This window comes from Phycicoccus sp. Soil803 (genome assembly GCF_001429685.1).
GTDB lineage: Bacteria > Actinomycetota > Actinomycetes > Actinomycetales > Dermatophilaceae > Pedococcus.
Genome location: NZ_LMST01000001.1, coordinates 2,888,170 through 2,914,089, shown reverse-complemented (window position 1 = coordinate 2,914,089; position 25,920 = coordinate 2,888,170). Strand labels below are relative to the sequence as shown.

Annotated in this window: 21 protein-coding genes; 11 read left to right on the top strand and 10 right to left on the bottom strand. The window is 68.7% G+C overall.

The genetic code is table 11. From position 1 onward, the window contains the following. Positions 1–34: 34 nt before the first annotated feature. The gene (locus ASG95_RS13375; RefSeq protein WP_057377788.1) at positions 35–460 is read left to right on the top strand and encodes an SRPBCC family protein; all 426 of its coding nucleotides are present in this window, start codon (positions 35–37) and stop codon (positions 458–460) included. Between the two features lie 78 nt (positions 461–538). Then, positions 539–1,153: a dihydrofolate reductase family protein gene (locus tag ASG95_RS13370; RefSeq protein WP_057377787.1), complete on the top strand. Its 615-nt coding sequence runs from the start codon at positions 539–541 to the stop codon at positions 1,151–1,153. 101 nt (positions 1,154–1,254) lie between these two features. Here the strand turns inward: ASG95_RS13370 and ASG95_RS13365 are convergent, their stop codons facing one another. Continuing rightward, the gene (locus tag ASG95_RS13365) at positions 1,255–1,956 is read right to left on the bottom strand and encodes a hypothetical protein (protein WP_157582068.1); all 702 of its coding nucleotides are present in this window, start codon (positions 1,954–1,956) and stop codon (positions 1,255–1,257) included. Between the two features lie 192 nt (positions 1,957–2,148). On the opposite strand from ASG95_RS13365, the gene ASG95_RS13360 reads away from it, so the two are divergent. The 3 genes from ASG95_RS13360 to ASG95_RS13350 all read left to right on the top strand — a co-directional run bounded on the left by ASG95_RS13360 (position 2,149) and on the right by ASG95_RS13350 (position 5,710). Then, a complete protein-coding gene (locus tag ASG95_RS13360; RefSeq protein ID WP_057377785.1) occupies positions 2,149–3,258 on the top strand; it encodes an NAD(P)/FAD-dependent oxidoreductase in 1,110 nt (369 codons plus the stop codon). Between the two features lie 13 nt (positions 3,259–3,271). Continuing rightward, positions 3,272–3,958 carry a DUF998 domain-containing protein gene (locus ASG95_RS13355; RefSeq protein WP_082592614.1) on the top strand — a complete coding sequence of 229 codons (687 nt, stop codon included), beginning with the start codon at positions 3,272–3,274 and terminating at the stop codon, positions 3,956–3,958. A gap of 126 nt (positions 3,959–4,084) precedes the next feature. Then, positions 4,085–5,710, top strand: a complete 1,626-nt coding sequence (locus tag ASG95_RS13350; RefSeq protein WP_057377784.1) for a helix-turn-helix transcriptional regulator — start codon at positions 4,085–4,087, stop codon at positions 5,708–5,710. Between the two features lie 432 nt (positions 5,711–6,142). On the opposite strand, the gene ASG95_RS22445 is transcribed toward ASG95_RS13350, so the two are convergent. Together ASG95_RS22445 and ASG95_RS13340 are read right to left on the bottom strand one after the other, a co-directional pair. Further along, positions 6,143–6,748: a GNAT family N-acetyltransferase gene (locus ASG95_RS22445; protein WP_057377783.1), complete on the bottom strand. Its 606-nt coding sequence runs from the start codon at positions 6,746–6,748 to the stop codon at positions 6,143–6,145. A 121-nt stretch (positions 6,749–6,869) separates the two neighbouring features. After that, positions 6,870–8,852 (bottom strand): hypothetical protein, encoded by a 1,983-nt coding sequence (locus ASG95_RS13340; protein ID WP_157582065.1) that lies wholly within the window; start codon positions 8,850–8,852, stop codon positions 6,870–6,872. Between the two features lie 447 nt (positions 8,853–9,299). On the opposite strand from ASG95_RS13340, the gene nrdR reads away from it, so the two are divergent. Together nrdR and ASG95_RS13330 are read left to right on the top strand one after the other, a co-directional pair. After that, positions 9,300–9,812, top strand: a complete 513-nt coding sequence (gene nrdR / locus ASG95_RS13335) for a transcriptional regulator NrdR (RefSeq protein ID WP_057377781.1) — start codon at positions 9,300–9,302, stop codon at positions 9,810–9,812. A 141-nt stretch (positions 9,813–9,953) separates the two neighbouring features. Next, positions 9,954–12,893 carry a vitamin B12-dependent ribonucleotide reductase gene (locus ASG95_RS13330; RefSeq protein ID WP_057377780.1) on the top strand — a complete coding sequence of 980 codons (2,940 nt, stop codon included), beginning with the start codon at positions 9,954–9,956 and terminating at the stop codon, positions 12,891–12,893. Between the two features lie 174 nt (positions 12,894–13,067). Here the strand turns inward: ASG95_RS13330 and ASG95_RS13325 are convergent, their stop codons facing one another. The 5 genes from ASG95_RS13325 to ASG95_RS13305 form a co-directional block, all read right to left on the bottom strand. After that, positions 13,068–14,306, bottom strand: a complete 1,239-nt coding sequence (locus ASG95_RS13325) for a helix-turn-helix domain-containing protein (RefSeq protein WP_057377779.1) — start codon at positions 14,304–14,306, stop codon at positions 13,068–13,070. 36 nt (positions 14,307–14,342) lie between these two features. After that, positions 14,343–14,843 carry a hypothetical protein gene (locus ASG95_RS13320; RefSeq protein ID WP_157582062.1) on the bottom strand — a complete coding sequence of 167 codons (501 nt, stop codon included), beginning with the start codon at positions 14,841–14,843 and terminating at the stop codon, positions 14,343–14,345. 97 nt (positions 14,844–14,940) lie between these two features. After that, positions 14,941–15,837, bottom strand: a complete 897-nt coding sequence (locus ASG95_RS13315) for an HNH endonuclease (RefSeq protein WP_057377777.1) — start codon at positions 15,835–15,837, stop codon at positions 14,941–14,943. 72 nt (positions 15,838–15,909) lie between these two features. Next, on the bottom strand, positions 15,910–17,004 hold the full coding sequence (locus ASG95_RS13310; protein ID WP_157582059.1) for a hypothetical protein: 1,095 nt from the start codon (positions 17,002–17,004) through the stop codon (positions 15,910–15,912). Continuing rightward, on the bottom strand, positions 16,968–19,253 hold the full coding sequence (locus ASG95_RS13305; protein WP_157582057.1) for an FG-GAP-like repeat-containing protein: 2,286 nt from the start codon (positions 19,251–19,253) through the stop codon (positions 16,968–16,970). Before ASG95_RS13305 ends, ASG95_RS13310 begins: the two co-directional genes overlap by 37 nt. 355 nt (positions 19,254–19,608) lie before the next feature. Here ASG95_RS13305 and ASG95_RS13300 point away from each other — a divergent pair, with 355 nt between their 5' ends. After that, on the top strand, positions 19,609–20,373 hold the full coding sequence (locus ASG95_RS13300; protein ID WP_057377774.1) for a DUF4352 domain-containing protein: 765 nt from the start codon (positions 19,609–19,611) through the stop codon (positions 20,371–20,373). A 278-nt stretch (positions 20,374–20,651) separates the two neighbouring features. Here ASG95_RS13300 and ASG95_RS13295 read toward each other — a convergent pair whose 3' ends face one another. Further along, positions 20,652–21,398, bottom strand: coding sequence for a DUF5995 family protein (locus ASG95_RS13295; RefSeq protein ID WP_057378914.1), 747 nt, complete (start codon positions 21,396–21,398; stop codon positions 20,652–20,654). A gap of 136 nt (positions 21,399–21,534) precedes the next feature. Between ASG95_RS13295 and ASG95_RS13290 the strand changes: the two genes are divergently transcribed. After that, a complete protein-coding gene (locus ASG95_RS13290) occupies positions 21,535–22,092 on the top strand; it encodes a hypothetical protein (RefSeq protein WP_235543864.1) in 558 nt (185 codons plus the stop codon). Further along, positions 22,089–22,589, top strand: a complete 501-nt coding sequence (locus ASG95_RS13285; protein WP_157582054.1) for a hypothetical protein — start codon at positions 22,089–22,091, stop codon at positions 22,587–22,589. The genes ASG95_RS13290 and ASG95_RS13285 overlap by 4 nt, the downstream gene beginning before the upstream one ends. A gap of 90 nt (positions 22,590–22,679) precedes the next feature. Here ASG95_RS13285 and ASG95_RS21385 read toward each other — a convergent pair whose 3' ends face one another. After that, positions 22,680–23,477 (bottom strand): hypothetical protein, encoded by a 798-nt coding sequence (locus ASG95_RS21385; RefSeq protein WP_157582052.1) that lies wholly within the window; start codon positions 23,475–23,477, stop codon positions 22,680–22,682. Between the two features lie 293 nt (positions 23,478–23,770). Here ASG95_RS21385 and ASG95_RS13275 point away from each other — a divergent pair, with 293 nt between their 5' ends. Continuing rightward, entirely contained in the window at positions 23,771–25,915 is a 2,145-nt protein-coding gene (locus ASG95_RS13275) for an MMPL family transporter (protein WP_235543862.1), read from the top strand. The last annotated feature ends 5 nt before the right edge of the window (positions 25,916–25,920 follow it).

Genomic DNA, 25,920 nt, shown 5'->3' with positions numbered 1-25,920 from the left:
CGAAGACCGCCGACAGGTGCGCGACCATGGGGTGATGGAGCAGAGCACGACCATCGAGATCGCCGCACCGCCCGAGCGCGTCTGGGAGGTGATGGTCGACGTCGAGCGCTGGTCGGACTGGACCGACACGGTCACCTGGGTGCGCCGGCTCGACGATGGTCCGCTGCGCCCCGGGTCGCGGGCCAAGATCAACCAGCCGAAGGTCCCGGAGACCGAGTACGTCGTCACCGAGCTCGAGCCGGGGCGGTCGTTCACGTGGGTGGCCACCGGTCCGGGCGTGCTGACCACCGCTCGGCACACCATCGAGGCGCTCTCCGGCGGCGGCTCCCGGGTGCGGCTGTCCGTCGAGCAGGCGGGCTGGCTCGGGTCGTTGATGGGGCGGTTCTACCGGGGGCTGACCGACCGCTACCTCGCGACCGAGGCGGCCGGTCTGAAGGCCCGGTGCGAAGGGCACCGATGAGTTCGGGCGGTCGCGTGGGTCGGTACGGCTGACAGCACCTGACGGCGACACCACGTCCCACGACAGCAGGAGGCAGACATGACCAAGGTGTGCGCGAGCATCACGACCTCGGTGGACGGCTACGTCACCGGGCCCGACGACGGCCCCGGCAAGGGGCTCGGGGAGGGCGGCGAGCGGCTGCACTACTGGGTGTTCGGCGGGCCGTGGTCCTACGACGCCGAGCCTGCAGGAGCACCGGGCGACGGTCTGGGCGGGGTCGAGAAGGAGTACCTGGACGCCGCCTTCGCACGGCTCGGTGCCTCCGTGGCCGGCCGGAACATGTACGAGGCGGCGGGGCACTGGGGCGACCAGAACCCCTGGGGCGTCCCGACCTTCATCGTCACGCACCGTCCGGAGGAGCAGCCCGAAGGCGACGCCTTCATCTTCGTCGACGGAGTGGAGGAGGCCATCGAGCGGGCCAAGGCCGCCGCCGGCGACAAGGACGTCAGTCTGAGCGGGGGAGCGGACGTCATCCGCCAGGCCCTCGCTGCCGGCCTGGTGGATGAGCTCAGCATCATCGTGGCGCCGGTGATCCTCGGCCGTGGCAAGCTCCTGTTCGAGGGCTTCGACCACGACATCGAGCTCATGCCGAAGGGCGTCCGGCAGTCCCCGCTGGCCACCTTCATCGACTACGAGGTCGTCACCAAGCGCTGACCCGACCACGACCCTCCCCGACTTCTGGCCACCGGTGTGGCAGGGGACCCCCGGAACGGGGCTCGCACCCAGCAAAGGTGGCCAGAAGTGCCGAGTCGGCGCTAGCCGACCTTCGCGGCGTAGCGGCAGGTGGCCCACGGGTTCATCGCCGCCAGCACCCCGTCGGGGTTGTTCTTCCAGACCCAGGCGTGCAGGGCGTAGAACGCGGACAGGTCGTAGCGGTTCGGCGCCGCGACGTACATGAACTCCTGGCCGAACAGCTGCGGTGCCGGGCGGGTGCCGTGGGTACCCCAGTCGGCCTCGAAGACGACGTACTCGAGTGCGACCAGCTCGAGCTGCCCGTTGCGCTTCGGCTCGTAGACCAGCACCTCGGGCTTGCGGACGTCGACGGTGCCGTCGAGCAGCCCGCCGTTGACCCAGTGGATGCCCATCGCCGGTTTGTCGTCCTGGTCGTCGAGGTCGACGTCCGCGTCGATGCACTCATGCAAGGGCGCGGGCGCGGGCAGGCGGGAGTAGCCGGCGGCCTCGGCGGTGCCCACGCCGTGGAACTGCGCGGTGGCGGCTCGGGCGGCGGACAGGCCGCGGAACTGAGCGTGGCCGTGGCTGTGGCTCGCGTGGTCGTCCCCCACCGCAGCCGAGGTCTGGTGAGACACCGAGGTCCGGTGGGTCACCGAGCCCTGGTCAGGCGTGAGGGCGGACGCCGCCGCGACCGTGCCCACGGCCGGGAGGAGGGCCGTGGCTCCCAGAGCCACCGCGGCGGCGGCGGCCCTCATGACGCTTCTTCGCTCAGCTGGTCTGGGCATGTCGTGCTCCTCTGCGTGTGCGCACTGGTGTCAGTGCAGTTGGCTGATGCCAGAACGCTAGGAACGCCGGTGCACCCCGGACATCGGCAGCGACTGCCCATGTGCCGTGGGTCGATCTGCCCATCCCGCCCGCCGCAGGGATGGGCGGTTCGGCCGACGCGGGCAACCCGCCCCGGTTCCTAGCGTCGAGGCATGAACACTCACCTCGAAACCATCGTGATCGGCGCCGGGCAGGCTGGGCTCGCCACGGCATACCAGCTGAAGCAGTCGGGGCACGACTGCCTGGTCCTCGACGCCGGCGCCCGCGTGGGCGACGGGTGGCGGCACCAGTGGGACTCGCTGCGGCTCTACAGTCCCGCGAAGCACGACTCGCTGCCCGGCATGGCCTTCCCCGCAGACCCGTGGCACTTCCCGGGCAAGGACGAGGTGGCCGACTACCTGGAGACCTACTCGCGCGAGTTCGCCCTGCCGGTGCGACTGGAGACTCGGGTGAGCCGGCTGGCTGCGGCGTCGACCGGCGGGTTCCGCGTCGAGACCGACCGCGGCGACTACCTGGCCGACCACGTCGTCGTCGCCACGGGCACCTTCGGGCGCAAGCCGCACGTGCCCGACTTCGCCGGCGAGCTCGACCCGGGGATCCTCCAGCTGCACTCCAGCGCGTACCGACGTCCGTCGCAGCTGCCGGACGGACCCGTGCTCGTCGTCGGCGCCTCGCACTCCGGCTTCGACGTCGCCTACGAGGTGGCGCCCGACCACCCGACGATCCTCGCCGGCATGGGGCACGGGGAGATCCCGGTGCCGCACGGCTCGCGTCGGTTCCGGATGGCCATGCCGGTGCTGTGGTTCGTCTGGGGCCACGTCATCAACCGGCGAACCCCGGTGGGGCGCAAGGAGATGCAGGAGATCCGGTTCCACGGTGGGCCGGCTCTGAGGGTCAAGGTGGCCGACCTCGAAGGGCGCGGCGTGGAACGCGTGGAGGAGCGCGTGACCGGCGTCGAGGGTGGCCGTCCGGTGCTCGCCAGCGGCCGGGTCCTGGACGTGGCGACCGTGGTGTGGGCGACCGGGTTCACCCAGGACTTCGGCTGGATCGACGTCCCGGGCGTGATCGGCGAGGACGGCTGGCCGCGCGAGCTGCGGGGTGTGGTGCCGGACGCGCCCGGTCTGTACTTCTGCGGGCTGTCGATGCAGAGCTCGTTCCGCTCGATGCTCATCGGCGGCGTGGGAGCGGACGCGGCCTTCGTCGCCCAGGAGATCGCGGCACGGTCGTCTCGAGGGCTGCGGCCCGCGCGGGCCGCTGCGTGAGTGGGGGCGTGCGATGAACACCACGAGCACCACGGCGCTGGCCCCCACGTCGACGGCCCTCAGCAACGGGTCCCTGCGCTGGCTGGCCCGGGCCGGCATGACCGGCCCGATCCTGTTCACTGCCACCTTCGTGGCCCAGCAATGGCTCCGGCGCGACACCTACGACTGGGTCGCCGAGCCGGTCAGCAACCTGGAAGCAGGACCGCAGGGCTGGGTCCAGCAGGCCAACTTCGTGGTCTTCGGGTTGCTCATGGCCGCCTTCGCGGTGGGCATGGCGCGCGAGGTGTCCGGGCGCCGGCTCGGCCGGTCCGGCCCCGCGCTCCTCGGACTGTCCAGTGCCGGGCTGTTTCTCGCCGCGGTCTTTCCGCTGGAGCAGGACGCGCAGGGTGTTGCCTACGATCCCGGCCTGCACTTCGTGGCCGGGGTGACCTTCTTCCTCAGCTCCGGGCTGGCACTGCTCGCACTGTCGCGCAGCTTGGCTGGGGACGCCCGGTGGGGCCGGCTCCCGGCCTACGCGCTGGTCGCCGGGTTGCTCGCCTTCGCCGGGTTCGTGGTGATGGGAAGGCTGGCGATCCCCGACGGGGCGGCCTTGCACCCGTATGCCGGACTGGCCCAGCGCGTGGTCATCGTCGGCGTCACGTTCCCGTGCCTGGTCCTGCTCGCGGCGCGGCTGCACCGCCTCGCTGACGCGGGCGGCTGACGAAACCGGGCCCGGCTGCACCGAGTCGCTGACGCGGGCGGCTGAGGAAACCGGGCCCCGGCGTCGTCCGACAGGCTGATCCGCGGTCGACCCGTCGCGCGTATCCTCCGAGGTGGAGGTACCGCGATGGGCGTCGTGGATGAGCTGGTCCGGGCGCGGGAGACCTACGAGCGCGGCGACTGGGTCGCCGCGTTCCAGACCTGGTCCGACGTCGAACCCGAGGCGCTCGACGCTGCCGACCAGACCCGGCTGGCCTACACGGCCTACCTGCTCGGGCGCCGCGGGGACTGCGTCGCCGCGCTGCAGCGGGCGTTCAAGACGCACCTGGACGCGGGCGACTCAGCGGCAGCGGCCCACTCGGCCCTGTGGCTGGCGATGGTGCACGCGCGGGCGGGGGAGCTGTCGGTCGGCGGCGGGTGGGCGATGCGGGCGCAGGGCCTCCTCGCCGAGGCGGGTGACGTGGTGGAGCGCGGCTACCTGGCCAACCTCCAGATGCACCGCCACATCGAGCAGCACGAGTGGCCGCAGGCGCTGGCCTGCGCGCAGGAGACGACCGCCGTCGGGCGCCGGTTCGGCGATGCCGACCTCATCGCGCTGGGGCTGTCCGCGCAGGGTCGGCTCACGCTCATGTCGGGCGCGGTGCCGCAGGGGCTGGTGCTGTTCGACGAGGCGATGACCGGGGTGGCGTCGGGTGAGGTGTCGCCGGTGTGGGCGGGTGACATCTACTGCCTGATGATCGAGGGCTGCCAGGAGGTGTCGGACTTCGGGCGGGCCGCGGAGTGGACCGATGCGCTCACCCTGTGGTGCGACCGCCAGCCCGGGCTCGTGCCGTGGGCCGGCCAGTGCGCCGTGCACCGTGGCCAGATCATGGCGCTGCGCGGGGCCTGGACCGAAGCCCTGGAGGAGCTCGAGCTGGCCCTGCAGCGCTACGTGCGTGCCGAGGCGACCGAGGCGAGCGGGTTGGCGCTCGCCGAGCGCGGCGACGTGCTGCGACTGCAGGGGGAGTATGCCGCCGCTGACGCCGCCTACACCGAGGCCGGCACCTTCGGCTTCGAGCCGCAGCCCGGGCTGGCGCTGCTGTGGTTGGCCCAGGGCCGCCAGGAGGTGGCGCACGCTGCGGTGGTGCGCCTGCTCGCCGAGACGGAGGGGCCGGTCGGGAGGGCGAGGTTGTTGCCGGCCGCGGTGCAGGTGCTGCTCGCGGTGGGCGAGGTCGACCGTGCCCTCGAGTGCGCCACGGAGCTGGCAGCGATCGCGCAGGGCTTCGGCTGCGCGGCTGTCACGGCGGAGTCGCGGGACGCAGTCGGCTTGCTGCGTCTCGCCGTGGGCGACCCCGCGGGTGCGCTGCCCCACCTGCGGGCGGCCCGCAGCGGGTGGTCGCAGCTGGGCTGCCCCTACCGGGTCGCCCGCACCCAGGGGCAGCTCGGCCGGTGCCTCGCCGAGCTCGGCGACGCCGAGTCCGCGACCCGCGAGCTCCGGGCCGCGCTGTCGACGCTGACCGGTCTGGGGGCAGGGCCCGACGCGGAGTCGGTGCGCCGGCTGCTGGCGCCCTCGCAGCTGCCCGGTGGGCTCACCGAGCGCGAGGCGCAGGTGCTGCGGCTGCTCGCCTCGGGTCGCAGCAACGCCGAGATCGCCGCCGAGCTGGTGCTCAGCCACAAGACCGTGGCCAGGCACCTGAGCAACATCTACACCAAGCTCGACGTGACCACTCGGACCGCTGCTGCGGCCTACGCGTTCGAGCACGAGCTGGCCTGAGACCGCCACCGGTCACCGCGCACCGCTCACGGCGCTCCGGCGACGCGGTCGGCCCACGACGCTGGGTAGATCGACCCACGGCCTCGTCACACGAGATGGGGCGACGCACCGATGAGGTCTCGCGACCCGCGCACCTACCGTCGAAGGCATGCACACCACGCTGCCACTGCTCGCGGGAATGGTCTCGACGACCATCTTCGCCGGCAGCGTGCTGCCCATGCTGGTCAAGGCGGTTCGCAGCCGCGACCTGTCGTCCTACAGCCTGGGCAACCTCGCGCTCGCCAACGTCGGCAACGTCGTCCACTCGGTCTACGTCTTCAGCCTGCCTGCCGGGCCGCTGTGGGTGCTGCACTCCTTCTACCTGCTGAGCACCGCCCTGATGCTCGGGTGGTACCTGCGCTGGGGTCGCGGGGCAGAGCGCTCGCCGAACCCTCAGGACGTGAGGTCGCGACGCATCACCAGTCGGGGCAGCTTGCTGGCCACCGCAGCGGTCGTCCCCACCACCGAGAACCCGTTCCGCTCGAACATCGCCCTGGTCCCCACGAACGCCATGGTGAGGTCCATCCGCTGATCACCGGGGTCGACCGGGTGGGCCTCGACGGCGGGCGCGCCGTGGGCCGCGGCATACTCCACCGCACCCTCGATGAGGTGGGCGGTGACGCCGCGCCTGCGGAAGCCGGACCGCACCACGACGCAGACGATGCTCCAGACCGGCACGTCGTCGACCGGCAGCATCAGCTTCGACTGCGCGAGCCGCGGGATCTCCGCGCGCGGGCCGATGTTGCACCAGCCGACAGGCTCGCCGTCGAGGTAGGTGACGACTCCGGGCGGGTGCTCGCGCTCGCAGAGGGAGCGCATGGCCTTCTCCCGGGCGTCCCTGCCGGTGCCGCCGAGCTCGGTGATCTCCTTGGCCTGGAGGCGGTGCGACAGGCACCAGCAGTGGGTGGGGCGACGGTTCTTGTTGATGACGTCGGCGAAGTCCTCGAACCGGTCGGGCGTCACCGGGTGCGTCTCCCAGCTCGGCTCAATCACGCTCATGCCCCCACCTTGGCAGCCCTTCCGGACACCCGCTGTCCGGTATGCCGCGGGGCGGCACCGCTACTGGCCGTCGAGTGAGCGCCAACCCACTCTCAGGCCTCCGTCGAAAGTCGGTTGGCGCTCACTCGGCCATGGCGGAATCGGCCGGTTCGGGGGCAGCCGGCTGGGAGTCGACTACCGGGACGGCGGGCGCTGCCTTGCGACGCGTGCGGCGCCGGACCACCAGCGCCACACCGGCGCCCGCGAGGAGCAGGACGAGGAGGATCGCCGCCCCGGCCCGGGTCGACCACGAGCTGCGCGACGTGGCCGTCTCCAGCGCCCGGTCGGCAGCCTTGGTGTCGCCCTTGACGACCGCCGCGCGGGCGTCCGCCAGGGGTTCGGCGGGGCGCAGGACCAGTGCCCCCAAGCGAGCGAGCGGGTTGGGGGAGTCGGTGTCTGCGCGCAGCTGGGCGTAGCGGCTGGCCTGGCTGGTGAAGGCGGTCAGCTGGGCGGCGACCACCTTGTAGTCGTCCACATCAGCCGCGAGCTCGTAGGCGTGCCGCACTCCGGTGACGGGGAGTCCGGACCGGGTGGCTGCCTGTTGCGCCGCAACGGCTTTCGCGGCGAGCTCTCCGGTCCGCGCCAGCTCGCGCGTGGCGTCGGCAAAGCTCCACTCGTACATCGCGGACCGCACCCCGCGCGGAGGTGCCCAGTCGCCATCGGCACGGTCGCGTGCGGCATACGCGGTGCGCGTGGTGCTGCGCAGCGCGATGGCGGAGGCGTCGCCCTTGCCCAACACCCACGTGGTCATGGACGCCTTGGTCGCGCGGTTGCCGCCCTCGACCTCGAAGGCGTCGTAGGCCTGCTTCCAGCTGCTCGCGTGGGTCGCCACGCTGCGGTCGCCCGCGGCGTCGTAGACGGAGTGGCTGGAGGTGAGCATCCGGACGACGTCGGGTCGCTGGGCGGCCGGGACGCCGGCCATCAGCTCGTGGACCGCTCGCCAGGACGCGGGGTAGCCGTAGGCCTCGGCGGCGGTCGCGGAGGACGAGTCCCAGGCCCAGTCGTTGAGGGCGAAGGCGCCCTTCTGGGTCGGGCGGACGGTGGGGCGCGGGGAGTCCTTGGCCTTGAGCGCTTTGGTGGTCTGGGTGGCCAGCTCCTGGGCGAGGCCCTCGAGCAGCCAGCGCTCGTCGAGGTGCTCGGTGTCGGCCCAGGCGTGCGCCAGCTCGTGGGCCAGCAGGGCGTGGTCGAGGGTCTCGTTGACGGTGATGCCGGTGGTGGTGAACTGGCCGTCCCAGCCGTAGACCTGGGCGCTGTAGTCCTCGGTGATGATCGTCCGGGCCTGCGGCCACTGCTGTCCGGTGAGCTTCTCGAGCGTGGTGACCGTGGTGGGCAGCCGGTCGGCGACGAAGGTCTGCCAGGCCCGGTCGCCGGGGAAGGCCTGGACGGTGAAGGTCGCCTTGCCGACGGTGACCTTGCGGGACGTCGACTGGGAGATGTCGCGCATCGAGACGGCGGACATCAGCCCGCCGGTGCCGCCGCCGGTGATGGTGGCGACGCGGGTGTCGCCGTTGGTCACCTCGGTGAACTTCTCGCCCACGTCGAGGGTCAGCCACCGCGGCGACTCGAGGTCGATGGTGGCCTGGCCGGCGTCGCCCGGGGCGTAGGTGTCGATGGCGACGAAGCCGGGGCCGACCCGACCGGAGGCCTTGGAGCGGGGAGGGGCGCCCTTGACGCTGTAGGTCACCGTGATCGTGCGGCTCTGGCCGTAGAGCAGCTGGCTGGGGAAGTCGATCTCCGCGAACGTGAGACCACGCCGGGTCGCGACCTTGGCCGGCAGGGTGCTGCCCCGCGAGACCGCCTTGAGCCCGGTCGCGCCGTTCGGGAGCCACAGCGCGTAGCCGGTCCAGTAGGAGTAGCGGCCACCGGACGGCGGCACCTGGTTGGTCACCGTCACGGTCGTCGTCACCCGGACGGGAGTGCCCTTGTCGGAGACGACGTAGCGGCTGTGCCCCTTCTCGCCCAGACCGTTGTCGGCAGCGGCCGGCGTGGCGGTGGCCAGGACTGCGGCGCAGCCCAGGGCCGTGGATGTGAGCACAGCGGCATGGAGCCGTCCCCCCGTTTTCATGCCGTGCAGTATTCCCGGGCGAGCCGACAGGCGCGTACAGAACCGGACGAAACGTCCGGGAAAACTGCCGGTTCGCGCGTCGTCCGGCGTCCACACCACATGTGGGGGAGGCAACGTTGGACAAACCCCAGATGTGGGCGCCTCTGACGTCACATCAGTCACAGCAGCACCAGTTTGAACGTCGCTGCGGCGTGTCGCGCCGCGCCCTCACAGGCCGCTGACCTGCGGCGATGCAGACTCAGCCAGCAGTTTCGGTGAACCGCTTGCGTCCTAGGTCACAGCGAGGCAGACTATCCCTACATCTAGTGGTTACACCGCTGTAGTTCGTCCACATGTAGTGCACAGGGCGAGGCGGGTTACCCACACGTTGTCCCCAGATCGTCCACACCGCAGTCCACAAGCACGGCGTCCCCAGCACGGGAAAACGCACGAGGGAGGAGAGCCAGCATGCACTGTCCGTTCTGCCGGCACACCGACTCCCGCGTGATGGACTCGCGCACCACCGACGACGGCAGCTCGATCCGCCGGCGTCGCCAGTGCCCCGAGTGCGGGCGCCGCTTCACCACCATCGAGACGGCCAGCCTGACGGTCACGAAGCGCTCCGGCGCGAGCGAGCCGTTCAGCCGCAGCAAGGTCCTCGTCGGGGTCCGCAAGGCCTGCCAGGGCCGCCCGGTCACCGAGGACGACCTCGCCCTCCTGGCCCAGCGGGTCGAGGAGTGCATCCGCCAGCAGGGCCAGGCCGAGGTCGACGCCCACGAGGTCGGGCTCGCCATCCTGGGGCCCCTGCGGGAGCTCGACGAGGTGGCCTACCTGCGCTTCGCGAGCGTCTACCAGGCGTTCGAGAGCCTCGAGGACTTCGAGGGCGCCATCACCCTGCTCCGCGCCGAGCGCGAAGCCACCGGCACCGAGCCTGAACACCGTGCTCGACCACAAACCCAGGCCGGTATGCCGCCGGGCTGAGCCCCCCGGCATACCCACCGTCCGCATCGCCCGCGTCCGCAGCCCGCGATGACAGCGGACCACCGCACGACCGCGGCACTGTCAGTGCCGCACGAGACAATCATCAAGAAGAAACACCAGGGGCTAGGGAGGCCACCAGAAATGACTGAAACCGCAGGGGCACGTGCAGGTGCCCGGAAGACGTCCGGCAAGGGCGTCAAGGTAGAGCGGATCTACACCACCCCTGGTGTGCACCCGTACGACGAGGTGACGTGGGAGAAGCGCGACGTCGTCCAGCAGAACTGGAAGACCGGCGAGACGATCTTCGAGCAGCGCGGGGTGGAGTTCCCCGACTTCTGGAGCGTCAACGCCTCCACGATCGTCACCACGAAGTACTTCCGCGGCGCGCTCGGCACCGACAAGCGGGAGACCGGGCTCAAGCAGCTCATCGACCGCGTCGTGCTGACGTACGTCAAGGCGGGCAAGGACCACGGCTACTTCGCCAACGCGGAGGACGCCGAGGTCTTCGAGCACGAGCTGACCTACGCCCTGCTGCACCAGGTGTTCAGCTTCAACTCGCCCGTGTGGTTCAACGTCGGCACGCAGAGCCCGCAGCAGGTCAGCGCCTGCTTCATCCTGGCCGTCGACGACTCGATGGACTCGATCCTCAACTGGTACAAGGAAGAGGGCTTCATCTTCAAGGGCGGCTCCGGCGCCGGTCTCAACCTCTCCCGGATCCGCTCCTCCAAGGAGCTGCTGTCCTCGGGTGGCACGGCCTCCGGCCCGGTCTCCTTCATGCGTGGCGCCGACGCGTCCGCAGGGACGATCAAGTCCGGTGGCGCGACCCGTCGCGCGGCCAAGATGGTCGTCCTCGACGTCGACCACCCCGACATCGTGGAGTTCGTCGAGACCAAGGCGCGCGAGGAGGACAAGATCCGCGCGCTGCGTGACGCCGGCTTCGACATGGACCTCGGCGGCAAGGACATCGTCAGCGTCCAGTACCAGAACGCCAACAACTCGGTCCGCGTCAGCGACGAGTTCATGAAGGCGGTCGAGGACGGCACCGAGTTCGGGCTGCGCGCCCGCGACACCGGTGAGGTCATCGAGAAGATCGACGCCCGCGAGCTGTTCACCAAGATGGCGCAGGCCGCGTGGGAGTGCGCCGACCCGGGCATCCAGTACGACGACGTCATCAACGACTGGCACACCAACCCCGAGACCGGCCGGATCACCGCGTCCAACCCGTGCTCGGAGTACATGTCGCTCGACAACTCCTCGTGCAACCTGGCGTCGCTCAACCTGCTGAAGTTCCTCAAGGACGACGACACGTTCGACGCCAAGACCTTCCAGAAGGTCGCCGAGCTGGTCATCACCGCGATGGACATCTCGATCTGCTTCGCCGACTTCCCGACCGAGGCGATCGGCGAGACCACCCGTGACTACCGCCAGCTGGGCATCGGCTACGCCAACCTCGGCGCCCTGCTCATGGCGACCGGTCACGGCTACGACTCCGAGGGTGGCCGCTCGCTCGCTGCCGCCATCACGTCGCTGCTCACCGGTGCCGCCTACAAGCGCTCCGCCGAGATCGCCGGTGTCGTCGGCCCGTATGCCGGGTACGCCCGCAACGCGGACGCCCACAAGCGGGTGATGCGCAAGCACCAGAGCGCCAACGACGCGATCCGTCCGCTCGACACCATGGACACCGCGATCCACCGTGCGGCCACGAAGGCCTGGGACGACGTGGTCAAGGTCGGCGAGAAGAACGGCTACCGCAACGCGCAGGCCTCGGTGCTCGCGCCGACCGGCACCATCGGCTTCATGATGGACTGCGACACCACCGGCATCGAGCCCGACTTCTCCCTGGTGAAGTTCAAGAAGCTCGTCGGCGGCGGGTCGATGCAGATCGTCAACCTGACCATCCCGCGTGCGCTCAAGAAGCTGGGCTACACGGGCGAGACCATTGAGGCGATCGTCGAGTTCATCGCCGACAAGGGTCACGTCATCGACGCTCCCGGCCTCAAGCCCGAGCACTACGAGATCTTCGACACCGCCATGGGCGCCCGGTCGATCTCGGCCATGGGTCACGTGCGGATGATGGCGGCGGTCCAGCCGTTCCTGTCCGGCGCGATCTCCAAGACGGTCAACCTGCCTGAGAACGCCACGGTCGAGGAGATCGAGGACGTCCACATGCAGGGCTGGAAGATGGGCCTCAAGGCGATCGCGGTCTACCGCGACAACTGCAAGGTCGGCCAGCCGCTGTCCGATGGTGGCTCGACTGCCAAGGACGCTGCGGCGGACAAGCTCACCGCGGCCGCCGAGGCCAAGGTCGAGAAGGTCATCGAGTACCGTCCGGTGCGCAAGCGCCTGCCGAAGCGCCGGACCTCGCAGACCACGTCGTTCGCGGTCGGTGGCGCCGAGGGTTACCTCACGGCCGGCACCTATGAGTCGGGCGACCTGGGCGAGATCTTCCTCAAGTTCGGCAAGCAGGGCTCGACGCTGGCCGGCGTGATGGACGCCTTCTCGATCGCGGTCTCGATCGGCCTGCAGTACGGCGTGCCGCTGGAGACCTTCGTCGAGAAGTTCACCAACCTGCGGTTCGAGCCGGCTGGTCTGACCGACGACCCGGACGTGCGGATGGCGCAGTCGATCATGGACTACGTGTTCCGTCGCCTGGCGCTGGACCACATGGACTTCGACACCCGGTCGTTCATGGGCATCCACACCGCTGCCGAGCGCGCTCGCCAGCTGGAGACCGGTTCCTACCAGGACACCGACACCGACTCCGAGTCGGCCGAGGAGCTCGAGGACGAGCTGGAGAACTTCAGCCAGTCCGCTCCGGTCACCAAGCCGGCCGCTGTTGCCTCGACCTCGACCGCCACGGTCGAGGGCAAGGCACTCGACGCCGACTCGGTGAAGTCCGGTGCCGGTGCAGCCAGCGCCCGCGAGGTCTCGGTCGAGGTCCACTCGTCCGCAGAGCTCCTGGAGAAGTTCCAAGGCATCTCCGCCGACGCCCCGATGTGCATGACCTGCGGCACCAAGATGCGTCCCGCCGGCTCCTGCTACGTCTGCGAAGGCTGCGGAAGCACCAGCGGCTGCAGCTGATGTCAGTTCTCATCTGAGTGGCACGGGAATCTCACGGAACTGGCACGGTTGCTCACGAAACTGGCACAGATTCTCACGAGAGTGTCACAAGGGTGAGGTCCTGGCAGGGGCCACAAACGCCAAGGGCGGGAACCGAAACCGGTTCCCGCCCTTGGCGTTTGTGTATTGGGTCAGTCAGACGTCAACCATGGACGCCCGAATGTCCCTGGTGCCGATATCCAGGATGCCGCCCTGGTTGACGAGGTCTGTTGCGATTTCTCGCAAGGCGCTGAGGATCGCTTCGTCTCCTGAGGTTGGCTCGATGGCTCCGTCCACGGGGATGAAGCGAGGGATCGGGGCGAGTTGGTCTAGCGGTACGGGGCGTCCTTGCCTGTCCAGCGAACGAACGTAGATCGCATCAGGAGAGTCTGTGAACATCGTGAGGCGCAGTACATACCCGCTGTCCAGTTGCAGAGCCCGTGCGGTGGCAACGAGGAGCGAAACCAGGTTCGACGCGAATAGCAGCACCTCGCTCATCCCGATGTGATTGTTCTTGAACCCGTCTCTACCGCCCGATGCCCAGTTGTAATCGGCGATACCGACGCCCCCATCGTCGTGTACTTCGATCACCCGTTCTGCTCTACCTGCCAAAGCCTCGTACGCGCGCCATCTCCTCAGCCCCCGGCGCGGGTTGATCGAGAACGAGCCCGCTGACGGCCGTTCCGCGCTGTAAGGACTTCCTGTCTCATACGTGGTCAGCAAGTCGACGATCACGTTCCGCTCCACGCGTCCTTGGTGAAGTGGGCGGGGTTGAAGCGGGACGGCTGAACCGATCATCCAGACTCGGTCTGGGCCGCTGACCACCTGGCGTAGTTGTTCGATGCGTTCGTCGAGGGTGGCGTCGAGCCCGGCATAGGAGTCGAACCGCGCCCGGTATGCGCGTTCGATTTCGCGCTCCCTCATGAACTCAGTTTGGGCGCCGTATCGGATTGGAGCGGTGAATCCGGTCCCAGTCCAGACCAGATGAGGGCTGTCGGCGCTGCCGGGGATGCTGAGCGCGACGACTTGCGAGTGTTCATGTTGGAGCAGTCGGAACGTTAGGCCGTGCACAGGTGGCTGGATGCCGCTGTAGGCGATCTGGCGCAGCCGTCGTTCTTCCCCGTCGTCCCACTGCTCGATGCCAGTGACGGCGGCGGCTGCTGAGGAACCGCCACCTTGCTCCTGCACGCCGTACACGATCATGCCGCCACCGCTGTTGGCCATGGCGGCCACGTCCTTGGCGAACTCGGTGCGGGCCTCCTTGGCGGGGAGGGCGGATTTCCAGTCGAGGGCGTCTGTTTCTTCGAGCCGCGTGTCGATGGCTTCCTGAACGAGTTCCCAGGTCAGGTCGCTGGGTTCGCGGCCGAGGGCGAGGTGAAGTGGTGTGGTGGGCATGACTCTCATCATGTGGCTTGTTGGCGCCGTCTTGCGCTACTCGGGGATGTCGAATGCGAACGTGGCGGACTCGCTGAGGGCGTACCTGGTCTGGCCGACTCCGCCGAAGGTGATGGCGTCGCGGCGGCGGAGGGCTGCGAGTTGGACGCGGTGGTCGTTCTTGGTCTCCTGGGCGGACAGGGTTCCCGCGTACGCCGCATATAGGACGCGGGCCATGCCTTGGTGGATGCCGTCTTCCGCGTCGCGGTAGGCCTCCAGCCGGGTGGTGGCTTCGTCGGCGGCGGTGTCGGCTGGCCGGACGGCAATGCCCATGCTGTTCTCGTGCAGCCGTAGCCCCAGCGGTGCTAGTTGTCCGTCCAGGACCCGTTTTGCGGCGTGCAGGCGGTCCATGGTCCAGCCGAGTGCCATAGCGAGGCGCTCTTGCAGATGCATCCGCTTCTGACTGATCAGGACCTTGGCGAGGGTTTGTGCGTCCTCGTTGACCGTTCTCACCAAAGTGACAGTTGGAATGACAATTGGATAAGAACTGACAGCCATGCTGCGAGTGTGCCATCGCGATGACAACGCCTGTCCGGCGTAGGGCAACGAGACTTCCGATGGGGTGCGTCAGCCAACTCTGAGATCGCTTGCGAATCTAAACGGCAATGAACGCATTGAACCGCGTCGAGAGGCGTCCCGGGTCTGGGCGGTCCGCCTCCACGCGAGGAAGGGTTAGCGCCCGACCATGCATCTCTTGCAGACCGTGTCGAAGCATCGGGCCGTCGATCTCGTTGAGAAGACGCTGGTTGATCCGGACCTCGTAGTCGGGCGTAATTCCCAGCAGTGACCGGTCATAGGCGGCGTGATGGATCTTGCAGAGGCTCAGGCCATTCGTCACGACCGGATCGCCGCCCTCATTCCCGTCTTCGATGATGTGGGCAGCATCCAGCAGCTCTGGGTGCTTCAACGTGCACACCGCACAAGTGCCTTCGTAGGCCAGCATCACTCGCGCTCGGAAGGCAGGCTGATGGACCCGCTGACTGACGAGCCGCTGCGCATAGGCCTTCTCGATGGGGGAGAGCGGTTGTGAGCTGGGGAGTGCGCGCAGCACCTCGTCCAGAGTCAGCGTGAACTCTCGCGCGATGGGGTTGTCGCCTACGACGAAGACCGGATAGATCAGCTGGTACGTCGCCTTGGCGATCTTGTCGAAGCGAAGAACCGGGAGACGGTGCTCCATCGCCGCGCGGAGTTTCAGGTTCTTTCCGCCGTCAGGTCCAGATTGGTAGCTGTACGTGAGGAAGCCGTCCGTCTCGCGGTCGGCGTAGGGACCGTCGGGGGATGTGAGGATGCTCAGCGTCGCGACGAGGTCCTTCGGGTTCCAGATGCCACCACGGCCAGGGTCGACTAAGCGCACACTGGTGCCGTCGGGCAATGGGAAGTCGGTGAGTTCGGTCCACGGAAGGTACCCGCCCAGGTCATCCGCTCGCCGCTGGACTGCGGCGGCTATGACCTCACGACGCAATCGTTCCTCGGCTATCCGGTCCCCTGCCATGGGGCGAGCTTAGAGCGCACAGGCCGCCGGGAGGGACCAATGTGCCGTGGCGTGTGAGCCAGTTGCCGGGGATCAGAAGCAGGGTCCGGCGCCAAGACGGCGGAGGCCTTCGCGATCGCCGGGACCGAAGTCGGTGATGCCGGAGTCGTTGTCTCCGTCCATCAGTTCGGCGTCCGAGTCGACGTGGGCCAGGCCCACCATGTGTCCGAGCTCGTGCATGACGATGGCCCGGCTCTGGGCCCAGCCGTTCTTGCGCAACAGGATCTGCGAGATCGACGGGCCATCCAGGTAGACGATGCCGCTGACGAAGTGCCGGCGAGTGGGATAACCCGCAGGACCCTCCCGAGGACCCCCGATACCGGCGACCTTGTCCTTCAGTGCCGGAACGGCTTCTGGTGTCGTCCAGGCGATCAGGGCCGGAGCCCAGAGGCCCTTGAGCGGGTTGCGGCTCTGCGCTGGACGGTTGGGGATGGGTTCTTCGTCGGTCTCGCCATCGACCACGAAGGTGAGGCCGCTCAACTCAGACACCCGGTCGAGCGACTCTTGCAGCAGCCGGTCTGCCTGTGGGGGAGCGGAGGCCTTATTCACCACGACGTGGATGGGGTCGCAGGAGCTCCACGCCACAGGGTCCTTGCTGTCGACCCCCTTCGTCTGCATGAACGCGAAGTGCGTCGAGTCAGAGCCTTGCGGAATCTGACGCTCGAGGCCACGGGTGGTTGCACCCGGGAGCTGGCTGATGCCGAAGGCGCGGAGGATGGAGTCATGGCCGAGCACCACGTTGTCGGCGTACACCAGGCCCACCAGGATGGCGAGGGTCAGCAGCAGTGTCACTGTCGTGCGCGGCGATCGCGACCGGCGCTGGCGCCCCGACGACGAGCGGCCTCGTGCGCGCCGGGCCGGGCTAGCGACCCTGATCAGGGTGACTGCCGGCGTTGCCGTGACCCGTCGACGCGGCGACGCGCGACCAACCTTGCGGTCGGCCAGACACCAGAGGCAGATCACCCTGGAGGTCACCGGGTCCCAGCCGGCGCGCTCGCCCGGCGACAGCCGCTCCCCGCAGGTGCAGGTCGCGCAGTCGGGGACAGTCCTCAGCGAGAACTGGTCGTCGTCATCCAAGCCAGACACGCGACTCAGCGCACTCCCACAATCCGGGTGGTGGCGCCCCACGGGGCGGTGAAACGCTTGGGTGCGGCGAAGGTTCCCTTGCCGGTGCCGGCGTATACGTAGTCGACGTTGGCCGGCGTGCGGCCGATGAGGTCGGCCTTGCCGTCGCCGGTGAGGTCCGCGGTGGAGAAGACCGTGTTGTAGGTCTGCCAGCCGGTCGAGACGAAGACCCCGGGCAGGTAGCCGGTAGCGGTGGCGGTGCCGATGCCGGTGCCGCGGTAGAGGTAGAGCTTGCCGGTCGGGGTGCGTCCCAGCAGGTCGGCCTGGCCATCCCCGGTGACGTCGCCGGGCGTGATGACCTGGGCGAGCGTCTGCCAGTTGGTGCCGATGCGGGTCCAGGTGCCGGTGAAGCCGCTCTTGCCGTCGCCGACGATCATCCAGAGCTCGCCGTTGGCCTTGCGCGCCAACAGGTCTGGCTTGTGGTCGCCGGTCCAGTCTCCGGGCGTGAGCAAGTCGGTGTAGGCCTTCCACGACTGGGACAGCAGGATGCGGGTGCCCATGACGCCACCCTTGCCGTTGCCCTTGTAGAGGTAGGCCCAGCCCTCCGGGGTGACGGCGACGATGTCGGCGAGTCGGTCGCCGGACAGGTCACCGGGGGAGACGACCTGGCTGTAGATGTTCCAACCGGTGCCGATCCGCGTGGGAGTGCCGATGCCGCCGATCTTGGTCGGGTAGAAGTAGAGGTCGCCGGCCGCCGTGCGACCGATGACGTCGCCGCGCCCGTCGGCGTTGAACCCGACGATGGGCAGCGCCGGCACGACCGGCGTGGGCGCCGGGACCGTGGGCACAGGCGGGGGAGGCGGGGGAGCGCCGGTCTTCGTGTAGGTGAGGCCTGACAGCGCGCGCCAGTCGTTGGCCGCGACCTTCCCGGTGACCGTGAGCACGGCGGCCTTCTGAAAGCGCTGCACGGCGCCAGCCGTGCCGGTGCCGAACGCGCCGTCTGCAGTGCCCGCGGCATACCCACGGCGGTTGAGCTCGAGCTGGAGGTCACGCACCGCCCAGCCCTTGGAACCGGTGGCCAGGGTGAGGGTGCCGTAGGTGGCGAACAGCTTCGACGTCGGGACCGGGGTCGGGGGTGGCGGCACCGAGGTCTTCGCGTAGGCGGTGGCCTTGCTGCGGATGGTCGCCATGAGCGGGTAGAGGTACTGGCCTGGGCACAGCGTGTAGGACGTGTTCTGGTGGGCGTTGAGGGTCTGGAGGGTGGCGACGACGCCGGCGGCGTACTTGGTGCCGGTGCCGCCCGCGGAGGTCAGCTTTGTCGTGGCGGAGGGGTCGACGCCGTACTGCGAGAGCTTCCAGCCGGCGACCTTGGCGAGTGAGTCGACCATGACGGCCGGGGGCTTGGCGGTCTGGTAGTTGCCGAGTGCGGCGACGCCCATCGTGTTGGTGTTGAAGCCCATCGCGTGGGCGCCGCGCACCGCCGAGGTGATCGAGCCGGCGCGACCCTCGTAGATCCGGCCGAACTTGTCGACGAGGAAGTTGTAGGCGATGTCAGACCAGCCGAGGCCCTTGGTGTCGTAGGCGTAGATGCCGCGGATCTGGGCGGCGGCGGTCGCCTCGGTGTAGTCGTTCGAGCTGGCGGTGTGGTGGATCGTGATCGCCTTGACGGTGGTGTTGTAGGTCGTTGACCCACGAAGCGACTCGTCGGCGCCCCACTGCTTGCGGGTGATGATCGTGGGCATCGCCGCGGCGGCTGAGGCGGACGCGGCGGGCGTCTTCGGGGTGAGGTCGTCGTCGGCGGACGAGGTGCCCGGGTTGATCGTCGTGACGCGGACGTCGGGGAGCGGCTGACCGTTCGGGGTATCGACTCGCACCTGGATCGCCGTGGCGCCGTCGGTGACGAGGGGGTTCGTGCCGAGGCGTGCGGTGACGGACTCGCCGGTCCCGCTCTGGGGGCCCTCGTCGGTCACGCCGGGCGTCTCCCAGGCGCTCCAACCGGAGTCCTCACGCACACGCAGCTGCACGATGACGTCGTCGTTGGTGAGCCCGGTGCTGCGTGACCACGAGACACCCGCCACGGTGAACCGCGACCGCTCCTGCACCGGCGTCAGGGTGCTGATGGCACGGCCGGGCACGACTCGGAGAGTCCAGAGCTGGCCCTTGGCGACTGCGTCCACACCGTGGATCGCGGTCGACTGCACGCGCGGGGCAACTGGATGGGCCGTGTCCGTGGAGGCGAACGACACCGTAGGGAGGGCCACGAAGACGGGGGTGATGGCCAGGACTGCGAGGGAAGCGGGGAGAAGGCGCACGAGTTACGTCCGGGGGGATCGTGGGAGGCGGGGGGCTGGCGTGACGACAGTGAAGAGTGGCATCCGCAACGATCTGGCGCCCCATTGATCCCGGAAAGATGGCCGTTCGGACGATCCGGCTTCCGCGTGTCGCTGGCGTGTCGGCACGACTCGCCGCGAGTCGACGCAGTGAGCCGCAAACGGAAGGGTGCTCGTCCGTTCGGCTGACCCGCCGATCGGCTGAAAGCGCTTCCTAAGCCACTAACCACGCCTTTGGGACTGAGGTGCGTGATTCTGTGCAAGACCCGCAAATCGGGCATACGCATTGGCCGCTTCCGCAAACAGTCGGCCGCCCTAGTCCTGGAGGAAAGACGACATGAGCACGCCCGCGGGCTGGTACCCGCAGAACGACGGTCAGCAGCGCTACTGGGATGGTCAGCAGTGGACGGAGCACTTCGCTCCGGGAAACCAAGAGGCTGCTGCTCCCGCCGCCGCAGCGACCCAGAAGCCGGCCCGCGCCTGGTACACGAAGAAGCGCGTCCTGATCCCCGCCGGAGTCGTCGTGCTGGCCATGATCGGCGGCGCCATGGGTGGCGGCGATGACCCGACCACGCCAGTCTCGGCGTCGAGCCCCACCTCGTCGGCGGCCAAGGCAGCGGCTCCCGCTGCGACCAAGGCAGCTGCGCCCGCGCCCTCGGCAGCCAAGGCGGCGGCACCGAAGCCGGCGCCCAAGCCGGCACCTCTGGGATCGCAGATCGGCAAGCCGTTCCGCGACGGCAAGTTCAAGTTCACCGTGCGCAGCGTCAAGTGCGGCATCGCCAAGGTCGGCGACTCGGTCTACCTCCAGAAGAAGGCCCAGGGCCAGTTCTGCGCGGTCACCATGTCCATCTCAAACATCGGCGACGAGGCCCAGTCGATGTTTGCCGACAACCAGGTTGCCTTCGACAGCAAAGGCCGCAAGTTCTCTGCCGACAGCGAGGCGTCCATCTACGACGGCAGCTCCGAGGTCCTGTGGGAGGAGATCAACCCCGGCAACAGCGTGAAGGGGAAGGTCTACTTCGACATCCCCAAGGGCGCGAAGCTCACCAGCCTCGAGCTGCACGACTCGATGTTCTCCGGGGGCGTGAAGGTCCGCCTCTGAGCTCTCTGAAGTAGCGGTGCGCTGGATGGGCTGAGCCTGTCCGGCGCATCGCGCTTTCAGGAGGCTGCCGGGGGAGGGCGACGCCGAAACCGGGCCCGGCCGCTCCCGACTTGTTGCCACTGATGCCCCACGAGAGGGCCGAATCGGCCAGTCGGTTAGGTGCAGGTGGCAACAAGTCGTGGGGGTGGCCGACTTGTTGCCACTGGTGCCTCACGAGGGGCCCGGATCGGTGGGTCCGTGAGGGACAGGTGGCAACTAGTCGGGGAGGGGGGCGACCCTCAGGCTGATGGCGGCAGGGTGACGCCGAAACCGGCCACGGCCAGCCGCAGCAGCACCTGACCCGGCGCCAGCAGGTCGGCGATGCGGGCGGCGCTGAGCACTTCGAGCTCGGCCAGCCGCGCGGCATACGCCTCGGGCCCGGCGACGCGCGCCTGCTGGAGCTCGATGGTGTTGTGCCACACCTTCTGTCGCGCTTCGCGCAGGAACCGCTTGCTGCTCAGGCGGTTCAGCGGTTGGAGCACCCGGTCCACGAGCGATCGCGCTGACAGGGCGCCGAGCTCGTCGTCCTCGTCGGCGACACGGGCCGAGAGCACGCCGTCGATGCGTTCGTGGTCGCGCTGCCTGCGGTCCAGCACCACCGGGTCCCCGAACTCCGCGTCGCTGATCACCGCCAGCAGCGCCTGGGGCAGGTCGTAGTTGATGTGCGCGTTGATGCCGAGCAGCACGTGCCGCAACGCCGGCAGGGACTCCGGCGCGTCGAAGGCGAGCCGCCACGGTCGCGGCACCTCATGGCTGCCGACGAGGTCGAGCTCGAGCGCGGCCAGGTAGAGATCGGCGAACGCCACGTCCCAATACTCGACCCACTCGGGATCCTCGAACTGCGCGTCCGCGATCGCCTTGCCGACGGCGATGGTCGTGCGTCGGTAGGTGTCGAGGAAGACGCGTTGGGCGGTGCGTTCGGGAGGCATCCGGTCAAGCCGGGCATCCATGGCAGCAACGACCGTGGCGATGTCGCGCGTGGGCATCTGCACCCCCTGACCGGCTGGGCCTGCGCGACTAGTATCCGACCGAGGACCCGCGTTGTCAGCGGCCCGGAGGCGGAGAGTCAGGTGCGCCGTGACCAGGATGTGTAGCCACAGCCCCCGAAACTTCGATCCGGTCGTGCTCGGGCAACACGAGACCCTTGCCTGGGCCAGCTACTACCGGCGCGAGTGGTGGCCGGCGCTGCGCTCGTTCGTCGGGATGATCGACCAGGGCTTCGGGCTCGGACCACGCCGCACCCTCATCGGCGCGTGGCACGTGCTGAAGGCCAACAAGGCGTGGGCGCCGGTGCCCACCAACGATCCTGACGCCGCGCGTGCCTCGATGCGCCGGTTCTACGAGCTCGTCCTCGCGCACTCCGACCTCGACTTCGACCCGGTCCGCGCCTCGGAGCTCGAGGTCGAGTGGTGGCGGGTCCACCGGGCGCACCAGCGCGACGACGCAGCCACCAGACCGGAGCTCGAGCGCGCCCTCGTCGACCTCTACTCCTATGTCTACTCGGCGCCGCCCGAGTCGATGCACGAAGCCGCCCGCTGGCGTGCCGAGGCGATGGACCTGTCGGATGCCTGGGTCGACGCCGGCTGCGACGTCGACGACCCACGCCTGGCCGCCGAGCGCCGCGCGTTGGTCGCCTCCTACGCCGCGTTGCTCGACTCGGTCTCCCGGGTGCCGCCATGAGGCGCGACGACCGAGTGCTCACTGCTACCAAGGCACTCTCCGCGTTCATCGCGCCCTTCCTGCTCGTGGCGTTCGTGATCCTCTACGGCTTCCCGGGCGAGACCGCGCGCCTGTGGTCGTGGCAGATCCAGTCGCACATGACCTCGATGCTGCTGGCCTCCGCCTACCTCGGCGGCTGCTACTTCTTCCTCCGCGTCCTCCTGGTGGAGCGGCGGTGGGCCGAGGTGCGCGCCGGTTTCGTGTCGGTCGCGCTGTTCGCCAGCCTGCTGGGCATCGCCGGCAAACCCACTGCGGCGACACGGTGGCGGGGTCGCCTGCGAGTAACAGGCTCAGGGCTCAAGCGATGTCGGACCCCGGTGGGCTCTGCGCCATCGAGCCCACGCCAGTCGTCCGACGGACGTTGCAATCCACCCCATGCTGAGCAAGCCCATCGCCCACCATGTGGGAAGGTCAACCTCCATGACCATCGCTCCAACAACCCACAACGGCAGGAGTAGTGAGAGCTCCAGCATCGCCAGCTCAATGGTTCCGCGCAGGGTGACGGGATCGTTGCCTTTCAGCGCTTGTAGAAGCATGCAGTGCTCCCTCTAGCAGGTCACGTAGTAAGAATCGTAGGCAGGAAGGGCTATTGCGCCACCCAATGCGGGCAGACGCACCTTGTAACACTTTCCGGCAGCGATCGCCCGGTTGACCGTGTCGATGATGTCCGCGCGGACCAAGATGAAGATGGCCTGGCAAGTCGTCCTACCAACCGTCGTCGGCACGAAGTTGCAAATGAGAGCCGCAGCGAGCGTCCTGTTGTCGTCGATGTAGTTCTTGAGCTTCCACGTGCCCGACCAGTCGTACTTGAGGTAGTACACGGGCGTCGTGAACCACCATCCCGTCGTCACCGTCGGGTCCATGACTATGGGATAGGCAGCGTGTCTCGTGTCCACGGTTTGCTCCAGGTCATTCCCTGCCGGGGTGTATTGCGTCTTGAGGGCCCGGTGGTCGGAGTCCAGAGCCCAGGGTGGCTCGACGTGGCCTTGGACTCGGCCATCTTGATCGTGGATCGCTAGCGAACCGTCAGCTTGAGCCTCGAAGTGCCAACCTTCCGGAATCACGTCTTCAAAGGTTCCTTTGGATTGTCCTTCATCAAGCTCGGCCACCAGACGGATGCGGCTGCTGTCACGCTGAAGCCACGTGCGCAGGCCGCGCGCTGGCTTGATGGGTATGCCACCGCGACTGGAGCCCCCGGGCGGAACAACCTCACCCAAGGAGCCGGTCTTGGCTGTGATCAGGCGCTCGGCAGGATCCAGGCCGTCGGCAAAACCCGCCTGACCTCCGACGACCAACATCGCGAGGGTTGTCACAGCGGCAACAACTGCTCTCTTCGTGAACTTCACATGTCCCCCTAAGTCGTGGCCATCTCTGCCACAGAACATGCCATAAAGGCAGCCAAGTAACAAACTATAAAGCTAGTCAGTCGGGTGCTCGACGCAGGGTCCCGCGTCCAGTGCTGAGCTGCGCGGCATACGCCCTGATTTGCCCGAACCCTCCTCAGGGTCACCCCTGAACGACCCCTGAACCCGCGCCCAACTCGCGCGAAATTCGTTGTCCGTCAAAGCAACCGCGGCCTACGGTGGATGACAACGTCGCCGGGCAGGAGGTGCGACCAACTCGAGGTGAGGGACAGACGATGGCACAGACACGCATGGCAGACGTGGGGCGCTTCGCCTGGTTCCCGTCGAGCAAGGTCACCAAGTGGTTCGTCGTCGTGTTCTGGCTGGCGATCCTCGCCGCGGCGTTCAGCCCGGCCGGCAAGCTGCAGGGCGTCCTCAACAACGAGGCCGTCGCCTGGCTGCCCGCTGACGCGCAGTCGACCCAGGTGGTCAAGCAGATCGAGGCGTTCCAGAGCAAGAACGAGTTCCCGGCGGTCATCGTCTACGAGCGCCCGGCCGGCGTCACGCAGCAGGACCAGCAGGCCGTCGCCGCGCAGGTCGCGAAGTTCAACGCGCTCGAACCGGTCAAGAGCGAGACGGTCGGCCCGATCCCGTCGCAGGACGGCAAGGCGTTGCAGGTCATCGTGCCCGTCGACGCGGGGGAGGGCGGCTGGGACACCCTCGGTGACACGGTCAAGGACCTGCGCGCCGTGGCCGACCAGCGCCCGGATGGCTTGTCCATGCACGTCACCGGGCCGGTGGGCTATGCCGCTGACTCGTCCGAGGCGTTCTCCGGCATCGACGGCAAGCTGCTCTACTCCGCGATGGCCGTCGTCATCGTCATCCTGCTGCTGACCTACCGCAGCCCGGTCCTGTGGCTGATCCCGGTGATCTCGGCCGGCACCGCACTCTTCGTCGCCCAGGCAGTCATCTACTTCCTGGCCAAGGGCGACACGCTCACGGTCAACGCCCAGAGCTCCGGCATCCTCACCGTCATCGTCTTCGGCGCGGGGACCGACTACGCCCTGCTGCTCGTCGCGAGATATCGAGAAGAGCTCAGGCGGCACGAGGACCGGCACGAGGCGATGGCGTTCGCGCTGCACCGCGCCGGCCCGGCCATCCTCGCCTCGGGCGCGACCGTCATCGCCGGCATGCTGTGCCTGCTCTTCGCCACGATGAACTCGACCAAGGGCCTCGGCCCGGTCGCCGCCATCGGCGTCGCCGTCGGGCTGCTCGTGATGTTGACCCTGCTGCCCGCGCTCCTGGTCGTCTGCGGCCGGTGGATCTTCTGGCCGGTGCGCCCGACCTATGGGTCGGTCGACCACACCCGCGACGGGTTCTGGGCCGGGATCGGACGCCGGATCGCCAAGGCTCCCCGCCGCACCTGGGTCGTCACGTCGCTGCTGCTGGCCATCGCGTCGCTGGGCATCCTGCAGCTCAACGCGACCGGCCTCGAGAACAAGGACGTCTACTACGGCACCCCCGACTCGATCGGGGGGGAGCAGGTCGTGGCCCGGCACTTCCCGGCCGGCACCGGCTCACCGGTGATGGTGCTCGCCAACGCCGACAAGGCAGCCTCGGTGAAGACCAAGCTCGAGACGGTCAAGGGTGTGTCTACGGTCGCCGACCCGGTGACCAAGGGTGGGCGGTCGCTGATCATGGCCACCCTCACCGACGCCCCCGACTCCGACGCGGCGACCGCGACCGTCGACCGGATCCGTGACGACATCGCCGCGATCCCGGGAGCCAATGCCATCGCCGGTGGTGACACCGCTACGCGAGCCGACACGCTGCGCGCCTCCGCCGATGACAACGTGCGGATCATCCCGCTCATCCTCGGCGTGGTGCTGCTCATCCTGATCCTGCTGCTGCGCGCCCTCACCGCCCCGCTGATCCTGGTGGCGACCGTCGTGCTCTCCTACGGCGCAGCCATGGGTCTGTCGGCGCTGATCTTCCGGCACGTGTTGGGCTTCGCCGGAGCGGACTCGTCGCTGCCACTCTTCGTCTTCGTGTTCCTGGTGGCCTTGGGGATCGACTACAACATCTTCCTCATGACCCGAGTGCACGAGGAGGCCAAGGAGATCGGCACCCGCCGCGGTGCGCTCGTGGGCCTCGCGGCCACCGGTGGCGTGATCACCTCGGCCGGCCTGGTCCTCGCGGGCACGTTCGCGGTGCTCGGGACGCTGCCGGTGGTGACCTTCGCCGAGATCGGGATCGCCGTGGCGCTCGGTGTCCTGCTCGACACGCTGGTCGTCCGCTCGGTGCTCGTGACCGCGCTCAACCTCGACGTCCGCGGACGGATGTGGTGGCCGAGCGCGCTCGCCAAGCGCGACGCCGACCTCGACCGCGCGACGCCGGCCGCCGAGGAGACGGAGGGCGCGGAGCTCCAACCCGCCCACTAGCCCTT